Origin of the sequence: Lysobacter sp. ESA13C, assembly GCF_019970005.1 — a bacterium.
Lineage (GTDB): Bacteria > Pseudomonadota > Gammaproteobacteria > Xanthomonadales > Xanthomonadaceae > Lysobacter > Lysobacter antibioticus_B.
Map to the genome: position 1 here is coordinate 638,393 of NZ_JAHXYK010000003.1, position 23,914 is coordinate 662,306.

General features: G+C 65.9%; 16 protein-coding genes. 14 read left to right on the plus strand and 2 right to left on the minus strand.

Translation table 11 applies throughout. The annotated features are described in order from the left end of the window. Positions 1–99 precede the first annotated feature (99 nt). The 3 genes from LC490_RS08930 to LC490_RS08940 all read left to right on the plus strand — a co-directional run bounded on the left by LC490_RS08930 (position 100) and on the right by LC490_RS08940 (position 2,799). A complete protein-coding gene (locus LC490_RS08930; protein ID WP_223619938.1) occupies positions 100–834 on the plus strand; it encodes an alpha/beta fold hydrolase in 735 nt (244 codons plus the stop codon). Positions 835–936: 102 nt separating this feature from the next. Next, complete coding sequence (locus tag LC490_RS08935; protein WP_223619939.1) at positions 937–1,623, plus strand: hypothetical protein; 687 nt, start codon at positions 937–939, stop codon at positions 1,621–1,623. Between the two features lie 282 nt (positions 1,624–1,905). Beyond that, positions 1,906–2,799, plus strand: a complete 894-nt coding sequence (locus LC490_RS08940; protein WP_223619940.1) for a bile acid:sodium symporter family protein — start codon at positions 1,906–1,908, stop codon at positions 2,797–2,799. Positions 2,800–2,851: 52 nt separating this feature from the next. Here LC490_RS08940 and LC490_RS08945 read toward each other — a convergent pair whose 3' ends face one another. Then, positions 2,852–3,733: a PhzF family phenazine biosynthesis protein gene (locus LC490_RS08945; protein ID WP_223619941.1), complete on the minus strand. Its 882-nt coding sequence runs from the start codon at positions 3,731–3,733 to the stop codon at positions 2,852–2,854. A 281-nt stretch (positions 3,734–4,014) separates the two neighbouring features. Here LC490_RS08945 and LC490_RS08950 point away from each other — a divergent pair, with 281 nt between their 5' ends. From LC490_RS08950 to LC490_RS08965, 4 genes are all read left to right on the plus strand, one after another. Continuing rightward, positions 4,015–6,612 carry a bifunctional aspartate kinase/diaminopimelate decarboxylase gene (locus LC490_RS08950; RefSeq protein ID WP_223619942.1) on the plus strand — a complete coding sequence of 866 codons (2,598 nt, stop codon included), beginning with the start codon at positions 4,015–4,017 and terminating at the stop codon, positions 6,610–6,612. Positions 6,613–6,739: 127 nt separating this feature from the next. Further along, a complete protein-coding gene (gene murL, locus LC490_RS08955; protein WP_223619943.1) occupies positions 6,740–8,101 on the plus strand; it encodes a UDP-N-acetyl-alpha-D-muramoyl-L-alanyl-L-glutamate epimerase in 1,362 nt (453 codons plus the stop codon). Beyond that, positions 8,082–9,482: a UDP-N-acetylmuramoyl-L-alanine--D-glutamate ligase gene (gene murD / locus LC490_RS08960; protein ID WP_223619944.1), complete on the plus strand. Its 1,401-nt coding sequence runs from the start codon at positions 8,082–8,084 to the stop codon at positions 9,480–9,482. The genes murL and murD overlap by 20 nt, the downstream gene beginning before the upstream one ends. Before the next feature lie 104 nt (positions 9,483–9,586). Continuing rightward, positions 9,587–10,384: a dienelactone hydrolase family protein gene (locus LC490_RS08965; RefSeq protein WP_223619945.1), complete on the plus strand. Its 798-nt coding sequence runs from the start codon at positions 9,587–9,589 to the stop codon at positions 10,382–10,384. A 1,132-nt stretch (positions 10,385–11,516) separates the two neighbouring features. Here the strand turns inward: LC490_RS08965 and LC490_RS08970 are convergent. Then, positions 11,517–12,494, minus strand: coding sequence for a polyprenyl synthetase family protein (locus LC490_RS08970; protein WP_152566205.1), 978 nt, complete (start codon positions 12,492–12,494; stop codon positions 11,517–11,519). A 766-nt stretch (positions 12,495–13,260) separates the two neighbouring features. On the opposite strand from LC490_RS08970, the gene LC490_RS08975 reads away from it, so the two are divergent. The 7 genes from LC490_RS08975 to LC490_RS09005 form a co-directional block, all read left to right on the plus strand. Further along, a complete protein-coding gene (locus tag LC490_RS08975; RefSeq protein WP_223619946.1) occupies positions 13,261–14,868 on the plus strand; it encodes a hypothetical protein in 1,608 nt (535 codons plus the stop codon). Positions 14,869–14,948: 80 nt separating this feature from the next. After that, complete coding sequence (locus LC490_RS08980; protein ID WP_223619947.1) at positions 14,949–15,497, plus strand: hypothetical protein; 549 nt, start codon at positions 14,949–14,951, stop codon at positions 15,495–15,497. A gap of 2,673 nt (positions 15,498–18,170) precedes the next feature. Next, complete coding sequence (locus LC490_RS08985) at positions 18,171–19,766, plus strand: tryptophan halogenase family protein (protein WP_223619948.1); 1,596 nt, start codon at positions 18,171–18,173, stop codon at positions 19,764–19,766. A 223-nt stretch (positions 19,767–19,989) separates the two neighbouring features. Beyond that, positions 19,990–20,496, plus strand: coding sequence for a VOC family protein (locus LC490_RS08990; protein WP_223619949.1), 507 nt, complete (start codon positions 19,990–19,992; stop codon positions 20,494–20,496). 21 nt (positions 20,497–20,517) lie between these two features. Then, positions 20,518–21,840: a PLP-dependent aminotransferase family protein gene (locus LC490_RS08995; RefSeq protein WP_223619950.1), complete on the plus strand. Its 1,323-nt coding sequence runs from the start codon at positions 20,518–20,520 to the stop codon at positions 21,838–21,840. 37 nt (positions 21,841–21,877) lie between these two features. Continuing rightward, the gene (locus tag LC490_RS09000) at positions 21,878–23,017 is read left to right on the plus strand and encodes an alpha-hydroxy acid oxidase (RefSeq protein WP_223619951.1); all 1,140 of its coding nucleotides are present in this window, start codon (positions 21,878–21,880) and stop codon (positions 23,015–23,017) included. A 58-nt stretch (positions 23,018–23,075) separates the two neighbouring features. Further along, on the plus strand, positions 23,076–23,914 hold an 839-nt coding region (locus LC490_RS09005), incomplete at its 3' end, for a condensation domain-containing protein (protein WP_223619952.1).

Sequence of the window (23,914 nt, forward strand, 5' to 3'; positions counted from 1 at the left end):
CCGGCGTCGCGCCGCTTCGGCGAGGCCGCCAGTAACCTGTCTTTGCACCGACCCTTCTCCCGCGTCGCGGACGAGGGCGGTCGGTCTTGGTCGAACCCGATGCCCGATCCCATGACGCCGCGCGCCTGTATCCGCCATGCCTTGCTGATCCATGGCGCCGGGGCCGGCGCCTGGGAGTGGAACCTGTGGCAGGACGTGCTGCGCTCGCGCGGCCTCGGCACGGTCGCGCCGGATCTGCGGCCGGCGCCCGAGGGCCTGGCCGCGACCACGCTCGACCACTACCGGCGCCAGGTCCGTGCCGAACTGGAGGCCTTGCCGCGGCCGCGCGCGGTGATCGGCGCCAGCCTCGGCGGCCTGCTGGCCTGGTTGTGCGCGGACTTGGCCGACGCGGTGGTGCTGATCAACCCCCTGCCGCCGGCGCCGTGGGCGGCGCGATTGCCGGCGCGCGACTGGCCCGATGTGGTGCCTTGGCGGCGCGATGCGCGTCTGGCCTCGACCCGGCGCGCCATGGTCGATGCCGACGAAGCTGCCGTGCTGTACGCGTTCCGGCGCTGGCGCGACGAGTCCGGCGCGGTGCTGCGCGAGGCGCATGCCGGTGTCGAAGTGCCAGCCGTTGAGATGCCGGCTGTAGAGATGCCCGCCGTGGAGGTGCCGGTGCTGTGCATCGCCTCGCAGCGCGACGACGACGTCGCGCCGGAATTGTCGGCGCAGTTCGCAGCGGCGATCGGCGCGACTTTGTTACCGTGGTCGTCGCCGAGCCACGTCGGCCCTTTGTTGGGGCGCGACGCCGCCCGGCTGGCCGCGCAGGCGGCCGACTGGCTGTCGGCGAGGTAAACGACACAGGCCGTACCGCCACGCCCCCGGCTGCATTCAGCCCGGGTTGACCGCTGCGGCCCGACGATCCATCCCGCGCCATGTCGGCGCCTGGAGCTCATGATGAACCGCTTGCTAGTCACCGCCCTGGGCCTGGGTCTGGCCGCCACCACCGGCGTCGCGTCGGCCCAGTCGTATGGCCAGCCGTACGGCTCGTCCTATGGCTCATCGCAGCAGGTCGGCGACTACAACAGCAGTCAGGTCGACTACGCGCGGGTGATCCGTGTCGATCCGGTGTTCGACAACTACAGCTCGCAGCCGGTCAACCAGGGCCAGCGCTGCTACGAGCGCCCGACCTACGTCCAGGGCGACTCGTACTACGGCAACGAGTACGAGCCGCGCCGCGACGATAGTTACTACGACCAGTACGGAAACCAGCGCCGCGCGGTCGGCACCGAAGGCGGCCGTACCGCCGCGACCGTGGTCGGCGGCATCGTCGGCGCGGTGCTCGGCAGCAAGGTCGGCGGCGGCAGCGCGCGCTACGCGACCTCGGCGCTGGGTTCGATGGTCGGCGGCATGGCCGGCCGCAGCATCTACGAGCAGAGCAAGCGCAGCCAGGAGCCGCGTACGGGCACGGTGCGGGTCTGCGACCCGGTGCCGGCCGGCGGCGGCAACTACTACTCGGGCGGCGAGCGTTCGGTCAGCGCCTACGACGTGACCTACGAATACGCCGGCAAGACCTATCGCACCCGCACCAACCACAACCCCGGCGACCGCATCCGCGTGCGCGTGGACGTGCGTCCCGACTGAGTCGGCTTCGGCGCGGCGGAAGGAACGGTGTGCCGCGACCGCGACTGGAACGCCGGAACCGAAAGGTTCCGGCGTTTTCGTTTGTGCGGCGCCGATTGCGTACGCCTGCGAACCGCAAGCCCGCGGCGGAACTCGCGACGCGGTATCGCGACCGCAGTGCATCGAATGTGCGACAGTCGGCAGCAACCGCCATCGCTCATCGTCGGATGAGCCGCGGTCGGTCGATGCCGCACCGACGACGGCCGCAACGACAGACGCGCGCGAAAACTCAAGGAGATCGCCATGCAGGACAGCGTGTTGCTCAAGATCGGTCTGCCGATCGCGATCGCCATCATCATGTGCGGCATCGGCCTGACCCTGCGCGGCGAAGATTTCCAGCGCATCGGGCGCAATCCGCGCCCGGTCGCGGTCGGCCTGGTCGGCCATTACCTGTTGCTGCCTTTGCTGGGCTTCGCCGTCGCCTGGCTGTTCCCGCATTCGCTCGAATTCGCGGTCGGCTTCGTGCTGGTCGCCGCCTGCCCGAGCGGCAGCAGCTCCAACGCGTTGACCTATCTGGCCCGCGGCAATGTCGCGCTGGCGGTCACGCTGACCGTGATCAGCGCGCTGGTGACCTTCCTCAGCGTGCCGCTGTTGGTGAACCTGGCTCTGCAGTGGTTCGGCGGCGAGACCCGCGAGATCCGCCTGCCGGTCGGCCAGACCGTGATGCACCTGGCGGCCTTGGTGTTGGTGCCGGTGTTGCTCGGCATGGCCTTGCGCCGCTACGCGAGCGGTTTCGCCCTGCGCGTCGAACCCTGGGTCAGCCGCTTCGCCTTGCTGCTGTTGCTGCTGTTGATCGTCGCCATCAGCGTGACCCAGAGCGAACTGTTGCTGCGCACCTTGCCGGAACTCGGCCCGGCCGCGCTGGCGATGTGTTCGGCGGCGATCGGCGGCGGTTTCCTGTTGGCGCGGCTGACCGGCCTGGCCTTGCGCGATGCGATCACGGTCGGCATGGAAGTCGGGGTGCAGAACAGCACCCTGGCGATCGTGATCGCGCTGACCCTGCTGCAATCGCCGCAGATCGCCGTACCGGCGGCGATCTACGGCTTGCTGATGTACCTGCCGGCTTTCATCGCGGTCGCGCTGGGCCGCCGTGCGGTGGCGCGTCGCGAAAAAGCCGAAGCCGCCGGCGCGGCTTGAGCGTGGCTGCCGGGCTGGCGGCCACGGCCGAAGCCCGGCACGCGCGCCGCGCTCAGCGCCAGTCGATCTGGCCGCGTACCACGTTGCTGACCCGGCCGCCCGACCAGACTTCGCCGTCGCCGTCGACACGCAATTGCAGGCGCGCATCGAAGCCGACTTCGCGGCCCTGGCTGACGGTGTAACGGCCGTCGCGGCCGGGCAGGGCGCCGTTGTGATTGAGCCAGGCGGCGAGGGTGGCGTTGGCCGCGCCCGAGGCGGCGTCCTCGAACTGCGCCGGCGCACCGACGAAGGCGCGCACCACCAGGTCGTAATCCCGGCCGGCGTCGGCGCGCGCGAATGCGCACAGGCCCATGCTTTCGGTGCTTTCGGCCAGGCGGCCGATCGCGGCCCAGTCCGGGGTCGCCGCGCGCAGGGCGCTCTCGTCGCGCAGTTCGGCCAGCCACCAGCGCCGGCCGCCGTCCACCAAGGCCGGCGGCAGGACGCCGAGCGGCAGCTCGCGCAGGGTCTCGGCCAGGCGCGGGTCGCCGGCCGCAGCGGTTTCCAGCACCCGCGCGCGCGGCGTGCGCACGGCGATGGTGCGGGCGTCGCCTTCGCCGTCGACCGACAGCGGCAACAGGCCGACCACGCCTTCCTGGACCAGATGGCCGTCGACCGGCTCGGCCAGGCCGGCCTCGAGCACGACGCAGGCGGTGCCGACGCTCGGGTGGCCGGCGAACGGCACCTCGCGGCGCGGGCTGAACATGCGGATGCGGTAGCTGGCGCCGGGCTGGGTCGGCGGGAACACGAAGGTGGTTTCGGGCAGGCGCGTCCAGCGGGCGATGGCCTGCATGGCGTCGTCGTCCAGGCCCTCGGCGTCGAGGACCACGGCCAGCGGATTGCCGGCGCCGGGCCGGTCGGCGAACACGTCCAGTTGCAGATAGCGGCGTTGCGTCATTTCGGGTGGGGTTCCGAAGAGTCCGTGCAGGTGGCGGTACACAGGCGGTGAGGGCGGCAGGGCCCGGAGTGCGGCGTCGGGAGCACGCTCGTGAGCCGGCAGGTTTCGACTAGAATCGTCGCTTCGTGCCCGGGCTCCCGGGCGAGCGCGTGATTCTAGGCGCGACGAGCCCGCAAGTGTGGAATCCCGCGCCGGCCGGACAGGTCGGTTGCGGATGGGTTTAGCTGCCCCGGCAATGTGCCGGGCCTTACGACAATGGAACGACAACCGAGGAATACGTGGTGGCGCAAGCGACAGGCTGGGTGGTGCTCAAGTTCGGTGGTACTTCGGTATCCCGCCGCAACCGTTGGGACACGATCGGGCGCTTGGCCTCGAAACGTATGCGCGAAGAGGGCCGCCGCGTCCTCGTCGTGGTCTCGGCGCTGTCGGGCGTGACCAACGAATTGCAGGCGATCGCGTATGCGCCGGCCGGCCAGGACGAGGGCTTCGCGGCGCGTTTCGCGACCCTGGTCGAGCGCCATCGCGCGTTCTGCGGCGAGCTCGATCTCGATCCCGACGCGGTGCTCGGCGAGCGCCTGGCGAAATTGATTGCATTGGAAACCGATCCGCGCGCGGCGAGCCGTGCGCTGGATTGGCAGGCCGAGGTGTTGGGGCAGGGCGAGTTGCTGTCCTCGACCATCGGCGACGCTTATCTGCGTTCGCAGGGCCACGACTTCGGCTGGTGCGATGCGCGCGACTGGCTCGATGCGGTGTCGCTGCCGAACGCCAGCGACTGGGCGCAACGGCTGTCGGTGAATTGCCGCCACCTGGGCGATACCGGTTTCCGCGAGCGCTTCGACGCGCAGCCGACCGCGATGTTGATCACCCAGGGCTTCATCGCCCGTCACGGCGACGGCGGCACCGCCATCCTCGGCCGCGGCGGCTCGGATACTTCGGCGGCGTACTTCGGCGCCTTGTTGAAAGCGCAGCGGGTCGAAATCTGGACCGACGTGCCGGGCATGTTCAGCGCCAATCCGCGCGAAGTGCCGGATGCGCGTCTGCTCGCGCGCCTGGACTACGCCGAAGCGCAGGAAATCGCCACCACCGGCGCCAAGGTGCTGCACCCGCGTTCGATCGCGCCGTGCCGCGACGCCGGCGTGCCGATGGCGATCCTCGACACCGAACGTTTCGACCTGCCGGGCACGCGCATCGACGCCAGCGCGGTCACCGTGCCCGGGGTCAAGGCGATCAGCCGCCGCAACGGCATCGTGCTGGTGTCGATGGAAAGCATCGGCATGTGGCAACAGGTCGGCTTCCTGGCCGACGTGTTCGAGCGCTTCAAGCGTCATGGCCTGTCGATCGACTTGATCGGCTCGTCGGAAACCAACGTCACCGTCTCGCTCGACCCGAGCGAGAACCTGGTCAACAGCAACGTCCTGGAAGCGCTGTCGGCCGACCTGGCCGAGGTCTGCCGGGTCAAGGTGATCGCGCCGTGCGCGGCGATCACCCTGGTCGGGCGCGGTATGCGCTCGCTGCTGCATCGTTTGTCCGACATCTGGGCGGCGTTCGGGCGCGAACGTGTGCATTTGATCTCGCAGTCGTCGAACGACCTCAACCTGACCTTCGTCATCGACGAGGCCGATGCCGACGGTCTGCTGCCGCATCTGCACCATGAACTGATCCGCAGCGGAGCGATGCCGGTGCGCGACGACAGCGTGTTCGGGCCGAGCTGGCGCGAGATTGCGCACGGCAAGCCGCAGCGCGCGCCGGCCTGGTGGCAGGGCAAGCGCGAGCGCCTGCTGGCCATGGCCGAGGCCGGCACGCCGCGCTACGTCTACGACCTGGCGACGGTGCGCGAGCGCGCCCGTTCGCTGATCGGTACCGAAGCGGTCGACCGCTGTTTCTATGCGATGAAGGCCAACTCGCATCAGGCGATCCTCAAGACCATCGTCGGCGAAGGCTTCGGCCTGGAATGCGTGTCGCTGGCCGAGATCGAACGCGTGTTCGCCGCGGTGCCGCACATGGCGCCCGAGCGGGTGCTGTTCACCCCGAGCTTCGCCCCGCGCCACGAATACGAAGCGGCGCTGCAGCGCGGGGTCATCGTCACCCTCGACAACATCGAAGCGTTGAAGCGGTGGCCCGAGGTGTTCCGCGGCCGCACTCTGTGGCTGCGCCTGGACCTCGGCCACGGCGAAGGCCACCACGAGAAGGTGCGCACCGGCGGCGTCGCCGCCAAGTTCGGCCTGCCGTTGTCGCGCTTCGACGCTTTCGTCGAAGAAGCGCGCAAGCTCGGCGTGCGCATCAGCGGTCTGCATGCGCACCTCGGCAGCGGCATCGACGACCCGCAGCACTGGCGCGGCGTCTACGCCAGCCTCGCTGGCCTGGCCGACAGCGTCGGCACCATCGAGACCATCGACATCGGCGGCGGCCTGCCGATCGCCTACACCCCGGAAGCGCCGCAGTTCGACCTGGCGCAATGGCGCGCCGGCCTGGAAGAGATCAAGGCCGCGTATCCGCGTTACGGCCTGATCATCGAACCGGGCCGTTACCTGGTCGCCGAATGCGGCGTGCTGCTGCTCAGCGTGACCCAGGTGATCGAGAAGGACGGCGTGCTGCGCATCGGCTGCGATGCCGGCATGAACGCGCTGATGCGTCCGGCCATGTACGAGGCCTACCACGGCATCCACAACCTCAGCCGTTTCGAGGATGCGCAGACCGCGACCTTCGACGTGGTCGGCCCGGTTTGCGAAAGCAGCGACGTGCTCGGCCGCGCGCGCCTGCTGCCGGCGGCGACCGCCGAGGGCGACACGATCCTGGTCGCCGATGCCGGCGCCTACGGCATGGCCATGGCCAATACCTACAACCTGCGCGCGCTGCCGCTCGAGGAGGTGATCGAGTGATCGTCTCCTCCTCGCTGCGCCTTCGCGCGTCCACACTCAAACCCCTGTTCGGATATCTCCCGGCGCCGTCGCAGGCCCGGCGTGTTTTCCGGTTTATCGCTGCAACCGCGCCCGCCGGAGCCGCCGCATGATCCCGACCCAGAGTTCCTTCAAAGCCGACGTGTTCCGCTTCGTGCGTTGCCGGCTCGATGCCGCCACCGGCGTCGCCGAACTCGTCTACGCCTTCGACGACGGTCCGGAATTGATCGAGACCATCACCGTGCCGGGCGCGCCGTTCGCCCTGGCCGGTGCGCGTCAGGTCGCGGTCGAGCGCGCCTTGCGCCTGCTGCACCTGATCGCCGGCGTCAGCTATTACAAGGCGGCGGTGCCCGAGACCATCCGCATCGATTCCTATGCGATCGATGCCGGGACCGCGGCGCTGCTGGAGCTGATCTACGTCAACGGGCTGGGCGAGTTCGCTTATCGCAACGGGCTGAACCTGCACGGCAAGATCCGTTTCCCGGTCGACGCCGCGCCGGCCGACGCCAAGGCGGGTCCGCTTGGGTTGAAGCCGCACGCCCTGGTCGCGATCGGCGGCGGCAAGGATTCGCTGGTCAGCATCGAGGCGCTGCGCACGCTCGGAGTCGAGCAGACCGTGACCTGGATCGGCGGCTCGCAGCTGATCGCCGCCTGCGCCCAGCGTACCGACCTGCCGACCCTCAACCTCGGCCGCGCGCTCGCACCGCAGTTGTTCGAGCTCAACCGCCAGGGCGCCTACAACGGCCACATCCCGGTGACGGTGGTGAACTCGGCGATCATGGTGCTGGCGGCGCTGCTGCACGGCGTCGACCAGGTGGTGTTCTCCAACGAGCGCTCGGCCAGCTACGGCAGCCTGATCGAAGGCACCGGCGAGGTGAACCACCAGTGGTCGAAGGGCTGGGCCTGCGAGCAGGCGTTCGGCGACTACGTGCAGAACCAGGTCGCCGCCGATCTGCATTACTACTCGTTGCTGCGCCCGCTCAGCGAGCTCGCGGTGGCGCGCCAGTTCGCCCGCACCGATCGTTACGACACCCACTTCAGCAGCTGCAACCGCAACTTCCACATCCTCGGCGAGCGTCCGGCCAGCCGCTGGTGCGGGGTCTGCCCGAAATGCCATTTCGTGTTCCTGGCGCTGGCGCCGTTCATGCCCAAGCCGCGCCTGGTCGGCATCTTCGGCCGCAATCTGCTCGACGACGCGGCCCAGACCGACGGCTTCGACGCGCTGCTGGAATACCGCAATCACAAGCCGTTCGAGTGCGTCGGCGAAGGCCGCGAATCGCGCGCGGCGATGGCGGCGCTGGCCGAGCGTCCGGAATGGCGCGAAGACACCCTGGTCGAACGCTTCGCGCGCGAGATCCGTCCGCAACTTGGCGGCGACGATCTGCGCATCGAACCGCTGCTGGTGCTGGACGACGAACAGCGTCTGCCGCCGGCCCTGTGGGAGCGGCTGCGTGCTTATTTCGCAGCTTGACGGGCAGCGCGTCGCGCTGTGGGGCTGGGGCCGCGAAGGCCGTGCGGCCTATCAGGCGATCCGTTCGCGCCTGCCCGAGCTGGCGCTGACCCTGTTTTGTTCGGCCGATGAAGCCGCCGACGCGCGCGGCTTGAACGACGCGCGCCTGGCGGTCGAAACCGCCGCCACCGCCGACCGTCTGAGTGCGTTCGACTGGGTGATCAAGTCGCCCGGCATCAGCCCGTATCGCGCCGAGGCCTTGGCCGCGGCCGAGCAGGGCACCCGTTTCATAGGCGGCACCGCGCTGTGGTTCGGCGAGCATGCCGATGCGCGCACTGCCTGCGTGACAGGCACCAAGGGCAAGAGCACCACCACCTCGCTGCTCGCGCACCTGCTGCGCGCCGGCGGCCACCGCACCGCGCTGGCCGGCAACATCGGCCTGCCCTTGCTGGAAGTGCTGGACCCGCCGCAGCCGCCGGAATTCTGGGCGATCGAACTGTCGAGCTATCAGACCGGCGACGTCGCCGCGGGCGGCGCCCGCCCCGAGGTCGCGATCGCTCTCAATATCTACCCCGAACATCTCGACTGGCACGGCTCGCAGGCGCGCTACGTGGAAGACAAGCTGCGCCTGCTGACCGCGGGCAAGCCGAAGATCGCGGTGTTGAACGCCAACGACGCAGTGCTTGCCGGGCTCGACCTGCCCGACAGCGAGGTCCGCTGGTTCGGCCGCGAAGACGGCTGGCACCTGCGCGGCGATGTCCTCTGGCGCGGCGAGCGCGAGGTGCTGGACACCTCGGCCCTGCCATTGCCAGGCCGCCACAACCGCAGCAACCTGTGCGCGGTGCTGACCGCGATCGAAGCCCTCGGCGTCGACGCGGCGCCGCTGGCGGCGCACGCGGCGAGCTTCCGTCCGCTGCCGCACCGCCTGCAGCAGCTCGGCGAACGCGAGGGCCTGGTTTACGTCAACGACTCGATCAGCACCACGCCGCACGCCAGCCTCGCCGCGCTCGACTGCTTCGCCGGGCGCCGCATCGCGATCCTGCTCGGCGGCCACGACCGCGGCATCGACTGGCAAGTGTTCGCCGATGCGATGCGCCGGCAGGCGCCGGTCGCGATCGTGACCATGGGCGAGAACGGCCCGCGCATCCACGAACTGCTGGCTTCGATCGCAGCGCAGTCCGACTTCCGCCTGTCCGCGGCCAAGGACCTCGCTGAGGCCATGGCCCAAGCCCGGGCCGCGCTGCGCGGGGGCGGCGGCGAGGGCGGGGTGGTGCTGCTGTCGCCGGGCGCGCCGAGCTACGGCCCCTATCGCGATTACGTCGCGCGCGGCCGTCATTTCGCCGAGCTGGCGGGCTTCGACCCGGACTCGATCAGCACCATCGCCGGGCTCGGCATAGCCTGATCCTGCGGCTTCGCGTCCGCCGCCGCGGCGCGACCGGATTCACGCGCACGCAGCCGGCGGACGCGCTAAGGTGCGCGCATTCCCACGCCACCCGGAGTCCGATCATGCGCCGTCTTGCCGCCGCGATGTCTCTCGTACTGTGCGCTTCGCCCGCGTTCGCGGCGATGCAGACCAAACCCGTGGAGTGGAAAGTCGGCAACGACAGCTACAGCGGCGTGCTGGTCTACGACGACGTCAACAAGATCAAACGCCCGGGCCTGGTGATGGTGCCGAACTGGATGGGCGTCACCGACGACGCCATCAAACAGGCCAAGAGCATCGCCGGCGACGATTACGTCGTGCTGGTCGCCGACGTCTACGGCAAGAGCGTGCGCCCCAAGGACAAGACCGAGGCCAAGGCTGCGGTCGGCAAGGCCTATGCCGACGGCGGCACCAGCTTGCGCAAGCGCGTCGGCGAAGCGGTCGCGGCGCTCAAGGCGCAGGACAAGACCGCACCGCTGGACGCCTCGAAGATCGGCGCCCTGGGTTTTTGCTTCGGCGGCTCGGCAGCGCTGGAAGTGGCGCGCACGGGTGCCAACCTCGCCGGCGTGGTGAGCTTCCACGGCGGCCTCAAATCGCATTTGCCGAGCAACGGCGTCAAGGTCAACACCCCGCTGCTGGTGCTCAACGGCGCCGCCGACAAATCGGTGCCGCAAGAAGACATCGTCGCCTTCGAGAAGGAAATGAACGAAGCCGGCGCCGATTGGCAGTTCGTCAACTACAGCGGCGCAGTGCATTGCTTCTCGCAGATCGAGGATGCCGACAATCCGGTGGGCGACAACTGCCGTTACGACGAACGCGCCGCCAAGCGCTCGTTCGCGGCGATGCGGGCGTTTTTTGCTGAGCGGTTCGGCGCGAAGTGACGTCGGCGGTTTCGTGTCCCGATGGCCGCCTTTTCGGCTGTCGTAATCGGCCGCCGCTCCGCCTTTAAAGGGTAGGAGCGACGTCCTACTGGATTTCCTTCGGTCACAAGTCGCGACCGCGTCCTGTCGTGGCGCCGGCGTCTCCGGCCGTAAGACAGCGTAGCAACATCAAGAGCAAAGCTTCCGCCCGCTAAAGCGGCCGGGTTACTTTCTTTTGCTAAGCCCAAAAGAAAGGTAACCAAAGAAAAGGGCTCTCCTTGCAAGGGCACAGGCCACGAGTGCGATGCCGGCGCCGGGATTTTTCGATAGGACATCCATGTCCTATCGAAAAACGGCGCACGTCCTGTGCGCCGCCCTCCGGGTCTCCAAATGTCCCCGCGACTTCGGTACTGCGCCAAGCTCATATGGCAACGGCAACGGCAACGGCAACGGCAATGGCTGCCGTGCTCTTAGGGTAGGAGCGGCGCGAGCCGCGACCGCAAATCTACGGCCACCGGCGCGGGGCGATTGTTGTTGCGTGGTCGCGGCTTGTGACCGAAGGAAATCCAGTAGGACGCCGCTCCTACCCTTTGATGCGCCATGGCTGTAGGGTTGCTGTTGCTGTTGCTGTGCGTAATCTCAAACTCGCGAAGGCCATCGAAGACCCGGAGGGCGGCCCGCATGGATGCGGGCCGTTTTTCATCGGGATAGGGATGTCCCGTATGAAAAATCCCTGCGTTGGCATCGCTCGTGCGGGCCTGTGATTCAAAGAAAAGCAACTTCTTTGGTTACCTTTCTTTTGTTGCTTATGACAAAAGAAAGTAACCCGCCGCTTTAGTGGCGGAAGCTTTTGGCGTTTGATCTTGATGTTGCTTGAGCGACACGCAGCGAGACCGTTGCAGCGCGGTCGCGGCTTGCGCCGCTCCTACCCTGCGCCAGCACGCTGCTTCGATGGGTAGCATCGGCGTTGTGGCTTCTGCGCGTCTCGTGGTCGCGGCTTGCGCCGCTCCTACCCCCGCGTAAGTACGCCGCTTCGATGAGCGACGTCGGCGTTGTCGCCTTTGCGCGTCCCGCGGTCGCGGCTCACGCCGCTCCTACAGGGGAAGGGGGCACCTCTCCAATGCAAATACTGCGATAGCGCAACTGCCGCGACTCAGTGATCGCGGCTGACCGCATACCGCGCCAAACCGCGCAGGGCGACGGTGTAGTCGTTCTCTTCCAGCGCGTCCAATGCCGCTTCGGCCGCGGCGGCGTAATCGCAGGCACGCTTACGGCTGTAGTCGAGGCCGCCGGTGGCGTGGATCGCCGCCAGCACTTCCGGCATGGCTTCGGTGTCGCCGTGTTCGACCGCGGCACGCAGGCGTGCGCGGGTGGTGTCGTCGCTGTGGGCGATCGCATGGATCAAAGGCAGGGTGGCCTTGCCTTCGGCGAGGTCGTCGCCGAGGTTCTTGCCCAGGGTCTGGGCATCGGAGGCGTAATCGAGCACGTCGTCGGCGATCTGGAAGGCATAGCCTAGGGCCATGCCGTAGTCGTGCATGCGTTGCTGCACTTCGGCGTCGGCACCGGCCAGCACCGCGCCCAGGCGGGTGGCGGCGGCGAACAACACCGCGGTCTTGCGCTCGATCACGCGCAGGTAGGCGGTTTCGTCGGTATCCGGGTTGCGCACGTGCAGCAGCTGCAGCACTTCGCCTTCGGCGATCTGGTTGGTGGTGTCGGCGAGGATCTTCATCACTTCCAGGCGGTCGAGTTCGACCATCAACTGGAAGCTGCGCGAATACAGGAAATCGCCGACCAGCACGCTGGCGGCGTTGCCCCAGACCGCATTGGCGGTCTTGCGCCCGCGGCGCAGGTCGGACTCGTCGACCACGTCGTCGTGCAGCAGCGTGGCGGTGTGGATGAATTCGACCACCGCGGCGAGCTGGTGCGCGTCCGGGCCGCGATGGTTCAGGGCGCCGGCGGCGAGCAGCAACAGCATCGGCCGCAGGCGCTTGCCGCCTGCGCCGACGATGTATTCGGCGACCTGGTTGATCAGTACCACGTCGGAAGACAGGCGTCGGCGGATCAGCGCATCGACGGCTGCCATGTCGTCACGGGCCAGGGATTGGATGGTCGCCAAATCGGCGACGGACATGGTCGTGGCGCTGGGAGGCATGGGACGGCCGAGTGGTTGGAATCGCGATTATAGAGTGTGAGCGCCGTCGAGCTTAAGCCTGCGTCGCAGGCCGCGAAGTCCCGGAGAAGTTCCCAATGATCTTGGCCGTGGTCCGGCAGGCATTGCCGAATGCCCAGCGGAGCCGGCAGGGGCCTGGATTCGCCGCGATCTTCGCTCGATCCTGCGGCCGGGGCGCGGCGTTCGGATGCGTTCCCAGGCCTGCCTCTCGGTCGCCACGCCATCGGATGCCGCGGCGGGCCTGGCCCGGCGAGACGATTTAAGTGCCTGATAGGGCAGGGATTGGGCGGCGGCCGCCGCAGGGGTCTTGCTGCCGGCCCTCGCCCGAGGCTCCCCACATGCTGGGTGGCGATGCCCGTATGCCCCGCATCCGTTCGCCGCACCTTCGTCGGCCTGGGCGGCCCAGCAGGAGCGCTGTCGTGCCGAACCTCGTTCATCCGATCCGCCGGCTTGGTCGCCGGCCCGCGGGCCGATGGCGCCGGCGCGCCTGCGACAACCGGACTCACCACCGCAGCGGCCGGATCGGGCCGGACGCCCATCGAATGCGCCGGCCGCGACCGCGACAACGACCACGTTGTCGACATTGGCTCCCTGGTCTGGGCCCCGTTCGGCAGGCCATTTCTAGGGTCAGCCCTAATGGAACCGGGCCGGGAGCGCGGACTAGGCTGCGTGCATTCGTGGCGACTCCCTCGAAGGGCCCGCCTATCCCCCGTGTCGGAGAACGATCATGGCCATCGATGGCGTCAAGACCACGCAAGTCCTCGACCGCGACTTCGGTGTGTTCGATACCGCCAGGCAGGGCGACCCGAGCAAGGCCGACGGCAAGATCAGCCAGGAAGACCTGCAGGCGGTCGCCGACAACGTCGACAACAAGTTCACGCCCGAGCAGCAGCAGGCGGCGAAGGACGTGCTCGGCAGCCTGGCCGTGCGCAGCTTTCTCGACGTCGGCGCCGGCAAGGGCGAAGTCGACGGCACCATCGGCCGCGGCGACGTCACCGGCGCGATGGAGTCGATCAAGAACGGCAACTACACCAGCGAATTGCTCGACACCGCGGCTGGCCGCGGGCGCTCGGACGGGTTCGCGAGCAAGGACGACGTCATCGCCGCGCTCAACGACCCGGGCGTACCGCAGCAGGTCAAGGACACGCTGCAACTGGCCCGCACCGGCGACCCCGGCGAGCTCAACGACCTGATCAAGGGCTTGAAGGAAGACGGCTACAAGGCCGGCAGCGAGCTGTACAACTCCGCCGAGTTCAAGGCCCTGTCGCCCGAGGACAAGAAGCTGGCGGCCGAGGTCTTCCGCGATGCCAAGGGCGATGCGGGGACCACCAACGATCTGCTCAAGCAAATCAAGGACCCCTCGTTCCAGGCGCTGACCGCGCCGCAGAAGAGCGCCAAGCTCGAAGAATTCGCCCTGACCCATTCGGCCGAATTCAAGGCCTTGCCGGCCGCCGACCAGAAGAACATCACCGACGCACTGGCCGGCCGCAAGTCCACCGACACGGCCTTGCCGAAGGCCTTGCACGACCTGATCGAGGACAAGAAATTCTCCGAACTCTCGGCCGGCGACAAGACCGCGGTGCTGAGCCAGGCCAAGAATTATCCGGATTCGCGCTCAGTCTCGAACATGGAGCGCACCCTGCAGAAGGAGTGGTTCCAGGACCAGGACGGCGGCGACAAGCAGCGTTCGTTGAAGCTGGTCGCGCACCTGTCGCAGCACGACAGCGGCGATCGGGCGATCATCGACAACACCTTGAACCGTTTCCTCTCCCCGGATTCGGACTATGAGCTCGAGTGGAAGGCCATCCCGGACGAGGGCGGCAACACCACCTACGGTTACGCCGACGACGAAACCCTGACCTTGAACGCCAACAAGGTGCCGGCCGACAACAACCGGGTCAGCGGCAGCGACGCCGAAGCGGTGATCGAGAACACCACCGCGCACGAGGTCAGCCACCTGGTGAACGGCGACGAGACCGACCAGACCTTCGACTACCTCAACGAGGAATACCGCGCCTGGTACGTCGGCTACATGGCCGAGAACGGCAAGCCGCCGAGCAACGAAGAGGCGGCGGACCGTTGGGAATATTTCCTTAACCCGAGCGGCGGCTATGCCGACTATGCTCACGGCATCCAGAGAGACTGGTGGTGGGACACCGACGGCGCGCTCGACAAGCCCGAGGAAGCCGCCAAGATCTTCGATACCCTGAGCCAGCTGACCGGCCTCAAGGTCGATGCGAGCAACTATCAGTCCGTCCTGAGCGATACGAGCAAATGGAAGACCAAGCCGTCCGATCCTGCCGCCTCGGTGCCGCCCGGAGACCGGGACAACTGAGTCTGTCCGGTGGCATCCTCCGGGTACTGTTCCTGGGGTGGGTTGCGACCGCTACTTCCGCTTGCAGCAAGGAGATTGCGATGGACGCCAATACCAGCGCCGATGTAGTTGCCGAAGTCAGCGCCGCCGCGCTGCGCGACCACGGCTGGAGCAAGGACCAGATCGAAGTCGGCTCGACCCAGGCCCTGGACCTGGCCGGCTGCCGTTTCTTCCGGGTCTCCAACCGCGCCCGCGCCGGCCAGCAGCCGGCCGATTACGCGGTCCTGCCGGACGGCTCGCTGGTCAGCGGCACCCAGGCCGGCGGCGCCAACGGCGCCGAAGCCGTGCTGCGCAGCTGCGGCCAGAACGCCCCGGCCGAATGGTGGGCCCAGGTCGTCTCGCGTTTCGCGGCTGTTGGCGGGGTCATGGTCGACGAAAATGCGCCCTCGGCGATCCGCCGCATCCGCAAGTCCGGCGTCAGCTCGTACGCGCCCACCCTGCAGCCGAACGGCAACGCCAAGGTGCTGACCTTCTACAGCAACGACTACGAACGCAGCACCACCTATCGAGTCACCGCTACCCTCGACGCCGCCGGCAAACTCAGCGTCGACAAGACCGCATTGGCGGCCAAGGCCGAAGCCGCGCACTGAGGGCCTTCAGGCCTGATCGATTCGGTGCGCCGGTGCGTTCAGGGTAGGAGCGGCGTCCTACCGGATTTCCTTTGGTCACAAGCTCCGACCGCGCCGCTCCAACCTCGCGGTGACCCCGGTCGTCCCTGTAGGAGCGGTGTAAGCCGCGACCCGCTGCATCCCTGTGCGGCACTTCCAGCCGCAGAGGATGAGGCTGCATTTCCCGCCCGCGGTCGTGGCCGGGCTGTCTTTCCGCGGCAGGTCCAGGGCTCTTAGACGGAAACCGCTCGACGGAGCAGGAGAGTTCGGCTGGTCCAGTCACCACTTTGGCCCCAACCCGATAGCTTGTGGCTGCCAGAGCCAGACCAGTCAAGGCTCTCGCCCCGATTCGACGGCTTCATCTCGTCCCGTCCGTCGCGCCGCCGGTCTCCCGGATCGGACAAATCCCACGCCCGACCGCGCCCGGCGCCGATGGCCGGGAGGCCGTTATAAACCATCATCGCGGCCGTTCCCCGGCAATATGTAAGGAATCCCGTGGCACGCGGCATCAACGCGGTCATCTTTTACTCGCCTCTGATGCTTTCCTGTTGGAGATGTATTCAGGCAGGCGGCAGTGCGCTCACAGGGCGCTCGCAGTGATTTTTTGACTGCAAATTTACCGGGCTTGGCACTGAACAACGGGAGGGCCATTTCGGTGTTGGACCCAGAGCCTCCGTCAAAGTTAGAAATTCAATGACATCTAACGCCTTGCTTCGGCTTCAATGGCAGAGATTCGCTGCTGCGGCCAGCCCCGCTGAGTTGTTCGTGTCCGTCCCGAGGGCGGCGTAGCGACTCAGTTTTAGCGAATCAATAATCGCAACGTTCGCGGCAATTTATTTCGAAAGCCGGAAAATCGCTTCGAAAATACTTTGGGGAGTGCATGGATTGGGCCCTTAAGTAAGGAAGCCGTTGGGAGCACGGATCGCTGCGCCACTTTCGTAGCCAAGCGGTTGGGTATCTCGTTTCCATCAGAATACGCACGCCGATGAACTTCATCATCGAAGCTGTGAGGTTTGTTCAACAGGCCGAGTCTGTGATCAGGGCCTACTGTATTGCCGGTTCCAGCAGTAAAACGGTTCCTCTCGACCGTTCTCGATAGCAAGCTTTCCTCTTTGCGTCGAGCGTTCATGGCGAGTTTTGGGTGGCTCTTCCTTGGAGCGCATCGCTAATTGCCCTTCCCGAATTGCCCTTCCCGGAAAGGGGGGGCCCTAGGCGGAGCATAGCCCCGTGCCTAATTCACGGTCTTCGCCGCAGCGCTACTAGTGTTCGCCCAATCTACGGCTATGAAGGGGCGGTACTCAAGACGATCAGTCAGGTAGTCGGATAACGGGGTTCGAACTTGGTCAAGTCCACGCTGCGCTTGGCGTGACCCTCGCAGTGCGATTGCAGTGCTGTGGCGGTCGCGCGGGCGGTTCGTTCAGCATCCGCCGACATTACGGCGAGCCCGATTAGGAAGCCGACCCCGGCAGCAGCGAATGGCGCACGGATTTCCGTCGAGTGTGCGGCTTCCGAGCAAGCCGGTCCGGCGTACAACTCGATGAGGAGACGGAAGGAGCCGCGCGGGTGCCTGAGCCGGCACGCTGAGCTGCGGCGAAGGTCAGTCCGATTGTACTTGCTCAATGATCGCCAACTACCATCGGTCCAGCAGCATCGCAATTTCTTCGGGGTCGAGCGTGGACGACGTGCCGTTGGGGTTGAGCATCAACGCGGCTTAGCAGATCAGTTCAAGTAAATTACAGCCCAGGATCGCGGCAATCTGTACGAGGCCCGTTGCAGCCACGGCCTGCTCTCGCTAGCTAAAGAACGGCTGGGCCAACGGGCCTGGGCAGAGCGAACTGAATCAAGCGCAATCTCGGACTGTGGTCATGGTGGAGCGTGCGCATAGATCGTGGCGTAGAGCAGCGCCTGGAAGAACCCGGGTTCGGCCCGCCTGTCTTCGATTGCCCGAGGCATCAGTTCGCCCAAGCTAGCTTCATCGAATCGTCGCAGCAGTCGATCCATTAGTAATGGGGTCGCCCAGAAATCCCCGGGGTAGCTCCGGCCAATACGCGTTCCTCACGGGGGCGCGATCGTCAAGAAGACCTCCAGTAGGGCGGGCCGGTTCCATTGCGAACCAGAAACGGTAGTCCTGGACCGGGAGCACGCAACAAGACCGATCGCAATGATGCGCGCGGCATGGCCCAGATCTTGGAGGCTGGTGCAATGCGACGCATCTGAAGGGCCATGGAGCACACTAGGTGCGCGTGCTGCTATCCAGCAGCAGGGCAGTGCTGGCCAGGTGTGCCTGGAGAACGAACTGCGGGGTTTGTTCAAGGTGTTCAGGACGCGGCTGTTCAGCCACGTGTCTCCATGGAGCCTATGGCAGGGTCGTGCGGCCGTTTATCGAGGCACACTCCATGCTGGTACGCGCCCTATATTTCAAAGGGGCATGGAACGCCAGTTCTGACGAAGTGGGGCGGGTGCACTAACGGCCATTCTTGTCTGAGGTCTCGACTGCAGCCGACGCTTCGAGTATGCATCCCACAGTCCCGTCGCGCTGTCCAATGATTGGGTCACAGAACACTGGCGGCCTGTCGTTTTGGCCTCTATACTCGAATTACGTATGCCGAAACTTGATCGTTGTTGGCAGCAACTCAAACAAGGATGTTAGTCGTCATGCATGAAACCGAAACGATAAGTTCCATCGGCGTCGTGGGAGGAGGAAGTGCCGGATATCTCGCTGCGCTTACGCTCCGGGCACATCTCCCCAACGTCCAGATCAGTCTGCTTGAGTCGTCGAGCATTCCCGTGATCGGCGTCGGTGAGGCCACAACGTCCGAATTCCCGCCGTTCCTGTTCAAGACGCTGAAATTCGACATCGAGGACTTCTTTAGAAAGGTCCAGCCGACGTACAAACTCGGCATCCGCTTCAACTGGGGCGGCACGGAAGAAGATCATTACTTCAATTATCCGTTCGACACCGGCACGACGGCCGAGTCGCAGGAGTACGACGGGCATATTCGGCGCTGCACGTTGCAGTCGGTTCTGATGTCCGAGCACCGTCACCTCGTCGTCAAGACCGGGTCGCAGCCGCCGTTCTCATTGGAGTCGCTGTATCCCTACGGGTACCACATCGATAACAAGCGGTTCCTTGCCTATCTGCGCGAGACGGCGCTGTCTCGCGACATCACCCACGTCGACTGCACGATCGAGAGCGTCGAGCTGGACTCTGACGGCCTGATCGAGTCGGCAGTCGATACCGACGGCAAGCGCCACCAATTCGACTTCTACATCGACTGCACCGGCTTCAAGTCGCTGCTGCTCGAGAAGACGATGAACTCTCCGTTCCGGTCGTACGGTTCCAGTTTGCTGACCGACAGCGCGCTGTTCGGCACCGCCGCGCACGACGGCACCATCAAGCCTTACACCCGCGCGCAGACCATGGACAATGGTTGGGCCTGGACAATCCCGATGCGAGACGAGGATCATCTGGGCTACGTCTTCTCCTCCGAATTCGTCTCGGACGAGGACGCTGAGGCAGAGTTCCGCCGCGTCTATCCCGGCCTAGGCCCAGTGCGCAAGGTGCGATTCCGCTCCGGCCGTCACCAAGAGTTCATCAAGGGCAACGTCGCCGCAATCGGCAACTCATACGGCTTCGTCGAACCGTTGGAGTCGACCGGCCTGTTCGTCATCTGCCGCCAGTCGTTGCTCCTTTCCATGGCATTGGCGGAGAGTGGAGGCCGGTTGTCGGCCAAGACCGCGCGCGTGGTGAACGAGGCGATCGGGGACGCGTGGGACTACATCAGAGGGTTCCTGGCTATCCATTACCGCTTCAACACGCGTCGCGACACCGAGTTCTGGAAGGCCTGCCGGAGCCGTACCGACCTGGCAGGCGCCGAGCATCTGGTGGAGCGGTTCCGTGAACTCGGTGCGCTCAGCTATTCGACAGCCGACCTCAGTGTCGGCGGCACCATCAATTTCGGTTCCTTCGGGCACGACGTCCTGTTGTTCGGCCAGCAGGTCCCGCATGCGGTGACGGGTGCGCGCGAGACCCGCGAGGCCTATGAGCGTCGTGCCGCCACCTATGATCAACTGGTCCGCGACGCTCTCAGTCAAGCCGACGCCATCCGTTTCTTGGAAGCGCATCCTGCGGTCTTGCGCGAGCCCGCTGTCAGCGGCTCCTCGTGGATGGCGAAATTCATGGGTGCCGTGACCGAGGTCTGTAACGACACGCTGCGCAATGCGCATGCCGAGGATGTCGTCGTGATATAGCGCGGCCGACATGGTGGGGTATGCCAGTTGCATGTATTGCCCATGCGGCTTGCATGCTTGAGCGTGATCCGATGACGTGCTCTGCGCTGCTATCGTGCGCCCGCCTCCTGCTGGCGGAAGTTCTCGAACACCCATTTCGATCGGAGTGTCGATCAAATATTGCGGATTCGAGCTTTGAAACTAGGGAATTGCCTCAGGCTTGGTAGGGACTATGAGTGGAAACTTGAATAACAGCATGAGCCTAGAGGGCTCTCTGTCCTACAAAAGCGTCGACCACATCGCAATTGCCGTGCGCGACCTGCCGTCGGCGATCGCGTTCTTCTCGAACGTACTCGGGTTCGCGCTGATCCAGCGCAGGGAAGTGAAAGGCACGCGCACCGGTATGATCTCCGCCGAGATGGAACACAACGGGATCAAGTTCGTGCTTTGCCAGGGCACCGAAGACGAATCGCAGGTTTCCCGTTACATCGCCGAATTCGGTCCAGGCGTCGCGCATATCGCGCTTGCGGTTGACGACGTGCATTCGACTGTCGGCGAGCTAAGCGCGCGCGGAATGGAATTCGATACATCGGTGATCGAAGGGGCGGGGCTGACGCAGGCATTCTCGTCGCGCTGCCTGAATTCCGGACTGTCCTTCGAGCTCATCAAGCGCGATCCTTCGCAGGAGGGCTTCGTCGACGGCAACGTCCAGTCGCTGTTCGAGCAGCTCGAGGCCAGCGGTGCGTATTGAGACCATCTGCCGATCCGCACAATGACCACTACTGCCTTGCTCGAATCATCGTCGTCCGGTAGCCGCGCCGCGCGCGAAGGGAGCTATGCCCGCCTGTCGGTGATGAATTTCCTCAACGAGGTGGCCGAGCGCTACCCGTCGGCGATTTCGTTCGCTTCAGGCCGCCCTGCGGATGGTTTCTTCGAGCTCGATGCCTGGCTCGGCGGAATCCCCCGACTCATCGAGCATCTGGCCGTCCGCGATGGCCGCGATGCCGATGCAGTCGCGCGCCAAATTGCGCAGTACGGCCGCACGAACGGTTTCATCAACGACTTGGTCGCGGCGCAGCTTGCGAGCGACGAGGGAATCCATGCGGACGCGGGCCGGATCATTGTCACGGCCGGCTGCCAGGAAGCGTTGAGCCTGTGCATCAGCGCGTTATGCACGGAGCGGCAGGACGTCGTGCTCTCGCGCAACCCGACCTATATCGGCGTCACCGGCGCCGCGACGTTGGCTGGCATCGACCAAGTGGTCGTGCCCGGCGGGATAAGCGAATGCGCTGCCGCGGTCGCGCAGACCGTCGAGATGCTGAAAAGACACGGAAAACGGCCGCGCGCGCTGTACCTTACGCCGAGCTTCGACAATCCGACTGGCGCGACGATGTCGGCCGAAGAGCGCATCGCGGTTCTTGACGTCTGCTACGAGCATCGCATCGTCGTGTTGGAGGACAACCCGTACGGGATGTTCGGGTTTGAGAAAGCGGCTCCCCCGAACATGGCCGAGCTCGACCGGCGCGGTGTGGTGATCTATCTAGGCACGTATTCGAAGTCGCTCTGCCCGTCGGTACGGGTCGGTTGTCTTGTCGTGCCGCAGACGCTGTTCGGCGACGAGGACGCGAGCCGCGAACTTGTCGAAGGGCTGGGGATGCGAAAGAGCTTTGCCACCGTCAATACCAGCCAGCTCAACCAAGCGCTGGTCGGCGGCGTGCTGCTGGCCGAGGGGCGCAGTCTCAAGCGCATGGTCGAGCCCGTGCGCAAACATTACTGGCGGAACCGCGACTTGCTGCTTAAATGTCTGGGCGAAGCCTTTTCGGATGACTGCGGTGTGAGATGGAATCGTCCGGATGGTGGCTTCTTCCTGTCTGTGCAAATGCCCTTCGCGTTCGGACAGGCCGAGGTGGAGCGGTGCGCGAGCGAGTTCGGCGTGATTCCGATGCCGATGTCGTACTTCGCTCTAGACAGTACGCAGAATGCGTCCGTGCGGATGGCCTTTAGCAATGTTTCGGACGAGCAGATCATCCACGGCGTGGATCGTTTCAGCAGGTTCGTGCACGGCCGTCTGGCGCGGCGACCGGTCGGTGCCTGATGGATGGGGCCGAGTCGGATTTTGGGATTAAGGTGCAATGGATTATGTCCACGATTTTCGTGAGTTGCGTCGCAGCGCTCGCCGACGGTTGCCCGGTTTCGCGTTCGACTTCATAGACGGAAGCGCGGGCCGCGAAGCCGCCGCGGCGCGCAACGTGCAGGCATTCGCCGACGCCGAAATCCATCCTGATCCGCTGCATCCGAGGGCACGCGAGACGCGTTGTGCGTTGTTCAACCAATCGTATGCGGCGCCGTTCGGCATCGCGCCCATGGGCGGCCTGGGGATCATCGATGGGCGCGCGGACATCTCCATCGCGCGCGCAGCTGCAGCCTGCGACGTCCCGTACGTGCTGTCCTCCGTCGCGAACACATCGCTTGAGGACGTTGCGCGCGCAGCGGGCCGTAGTCCGTGGCTGCAATTGTACTGTCCGCAGGACCGCTCGTTGCTGTTCGGATTGGTGGACCGTGCGAAGGATCTCGGCTGTCCGGTACTGATGCTAACGGTCGACATGCCGATGGTCGGCAAGCGGCTGCGCGATATCCGCAACCGGCTGTCTATCCCGTTCCGCTGGAGCGCGAGGACGGTGATCGATGTGGTCGCACGTCCGCGCTGGGGTCTCGCGCAGCTCGTGAACGGGCCACTGCAGTTTCCCAATTTGCGCGTCCCTGCCGATGATGCGGACGATCTCGCGACGCTGATGGCGCGCCAGACCGGCGGCATCATCGATTGGGAATTGATCGCGACGCTGCGGGATCGCTGGCCGAACGCATTATTGATCAAAGGTGTTCAGTCAGCGTCTGTGGCGCGACGTGCGCATCAGCTGGGCTGCGACGGCGTAGTTGTTTCGAATCATGGCGGACGTCAGCTTGACGGCGCGGCTGCATCGTTGCATTCGCTGTCGGCAGTGGCCGCGGCGACGCGTGGCGGCGTCACGGCGATCGACTCCGGTCTGCGGTGCGGCGAAGACGTGCTCAAAGCACGGCTGGCTGGCGCGTCCGTCGCGTTCTTCGGTCGGCCGGTTGCGTTTGCGTATGCCGCAGGCGGGCAAGCGGCCGTGGAGGCGCTGCTACGCATATTGCGTCACGAATACTTGTGCGCATGCGTGCAAGCCGGCGAGGGCAGCCCCGATGTGCAGCTGTTACTGCGCAACGAGCTCGTGCCGCCGGCGGCATCATGAAGCGCCCTCTCGAGAGCGGTAGCTGCTCTCCCTCTTGCTTTCGCCCGGATCTCGTCGAATGTCGAACTCGATCTTGAACGCTTCCAGTCACCCGTCAAAGTGGTCGCATGACGACGCGCTGCAGGCGCAGGCTTCTTTTTGGAAGCTGGCGCTTGAAGGTGCCCCGGACCTGCTGGCGCTGCCGGGCGATCGCCCCCGGCCGGTGCTGCAGGAGAATGCAGGCGGCTTCGTGCGTTGCTGTCTGGACGAGGAGCTGACGCGCGGTGTACGCGCCTTGAGCCAACGGCATGGCGTGACGCAGGGGGTGACGCTGCTCGCGAGCTGGGCGGCGGTGCTGAGTCGGCTGTCGGGCCAGGACGAGGTCGTGATCGGCATGCCGGCCACCGCTCGCGCTCGGCATTCGAATGCGCTCGCGCTGCGTATCGATGTGCGTGCCGCGGAAACGGTGTCGGCTTTACTGACGCAGGTGCAGTCGCGAGCGGCGCAGGTGCAGCAGCATCAGGACCTGCCGTTCGAACAGGTCGTCGAACTGGTCGCTTCGCAGCGCAGCCTGTCGTACAACCCGATCTTCCAGGTGCTGTTTGATTGGCGGGACTCAGTCGATGAGCCGCTGCTGCCGCTCGTGCGGCTCGATCTGACACTATCGCTCTCGGATGCAGGCGAGGTGATCGCCGGCGGCATCGAGTACGCGAGCGCGTTGTTCGATGCGACGACGATCGAACGTTATATCGAATGCTGGCGGACGTTGCTGCGCGAGATGGTGACTGATGCGCAGCGTCCGGTGTCGGCGCTGAGGTTGCTGCCCGAGGCCGAGCGGCAACTGGTGGTGGAGACGTGGAACGCCACGGACGCGCCGTATCCGGTCGACCGGCTGGTGCACGAGTGGTTCGAGGCGCA

Coding starts and splice junctions, on each gene's coding strand:
- LC490_RS08930 (WP_223619938.1), top strand. CDS start 100: ATGCCCGATCCCATGACGCCGCGCGCCTGTATCCGCCATGCCTTGCTG.
- LC490_RS08935 (WP_223619939.1), top strand. CDS start 937: ATGAACCGCTTGCTAGTCACCGCCCTGGGCCTGGGTCTGGCCGCCACC.
- LC490_RS08940 (WP_223619940.1), top strand. CDS start 1,906: ATGCAGGACAGCGTGTTGCTCAAGATCGGTCTGCCGATCGCGATCGCC.
- LC490_RS08945 (WP_223619941.1), bottom strand. CDS start 3,733: ATGACGCAACGCCGCTATCTGCAACTGGACGTGTTCGCCGACCGGCCC.
- murL (WP_223619943.1), top strand. CDS start 6,740: ATGATCCCGACCCAGAGTTCCTTCAAAGCCGACGTGTTCCGCTTCGTG.
- LC490_RS08965 (WP_223619945.1), top strand. CDS start 9,587: ATGCGCCGTCTTGCCGCCGCGATGTCTCTCGTACTGTGCGCTTCGCCC.
- LC490_RS08970 (WP_152566205.1), bottom strand. CDS start 12,494: ATGTCCGTCGCCGATTTGGCGACCATCCAATCCCTGGCCCGTGACGAC.
- LC490_RS08975 (WP_223619946.1), top strand. CDS start 13,261: ATGGCCATCGATGGCGTCAAGACCACGCAAGTCCTCGACCGCGACTTC.
- LC490_RS08980 (WP_223619947.1), top strand. CDS start 14,949: ATGGACGCCAATACCAGCGCCGATGTAGTTGCCGAAGTCAGCGCCGCC.
- LC490_RS08985 (WP_223619948.1), top strand. CDS start 18,171: ATGCATGAAACCGAAACGATAAGTTCCATCGGCGTCGTGGGAGGAGGA.
- LC490_RS08995 (WP_223619950.1), top strand. CDS start 20,518: ATGACCACTACTGCCTTGCTCGAATCATCGTCGTCCGGTAGCCGCGCC.
- LC490_RS09000 (WP_223619951.1), top strand. CDS start 21,878: ATGGATTATGTCCACGATTTTCGTGAGTTGCGTCGCAGCGCTCGCCGA.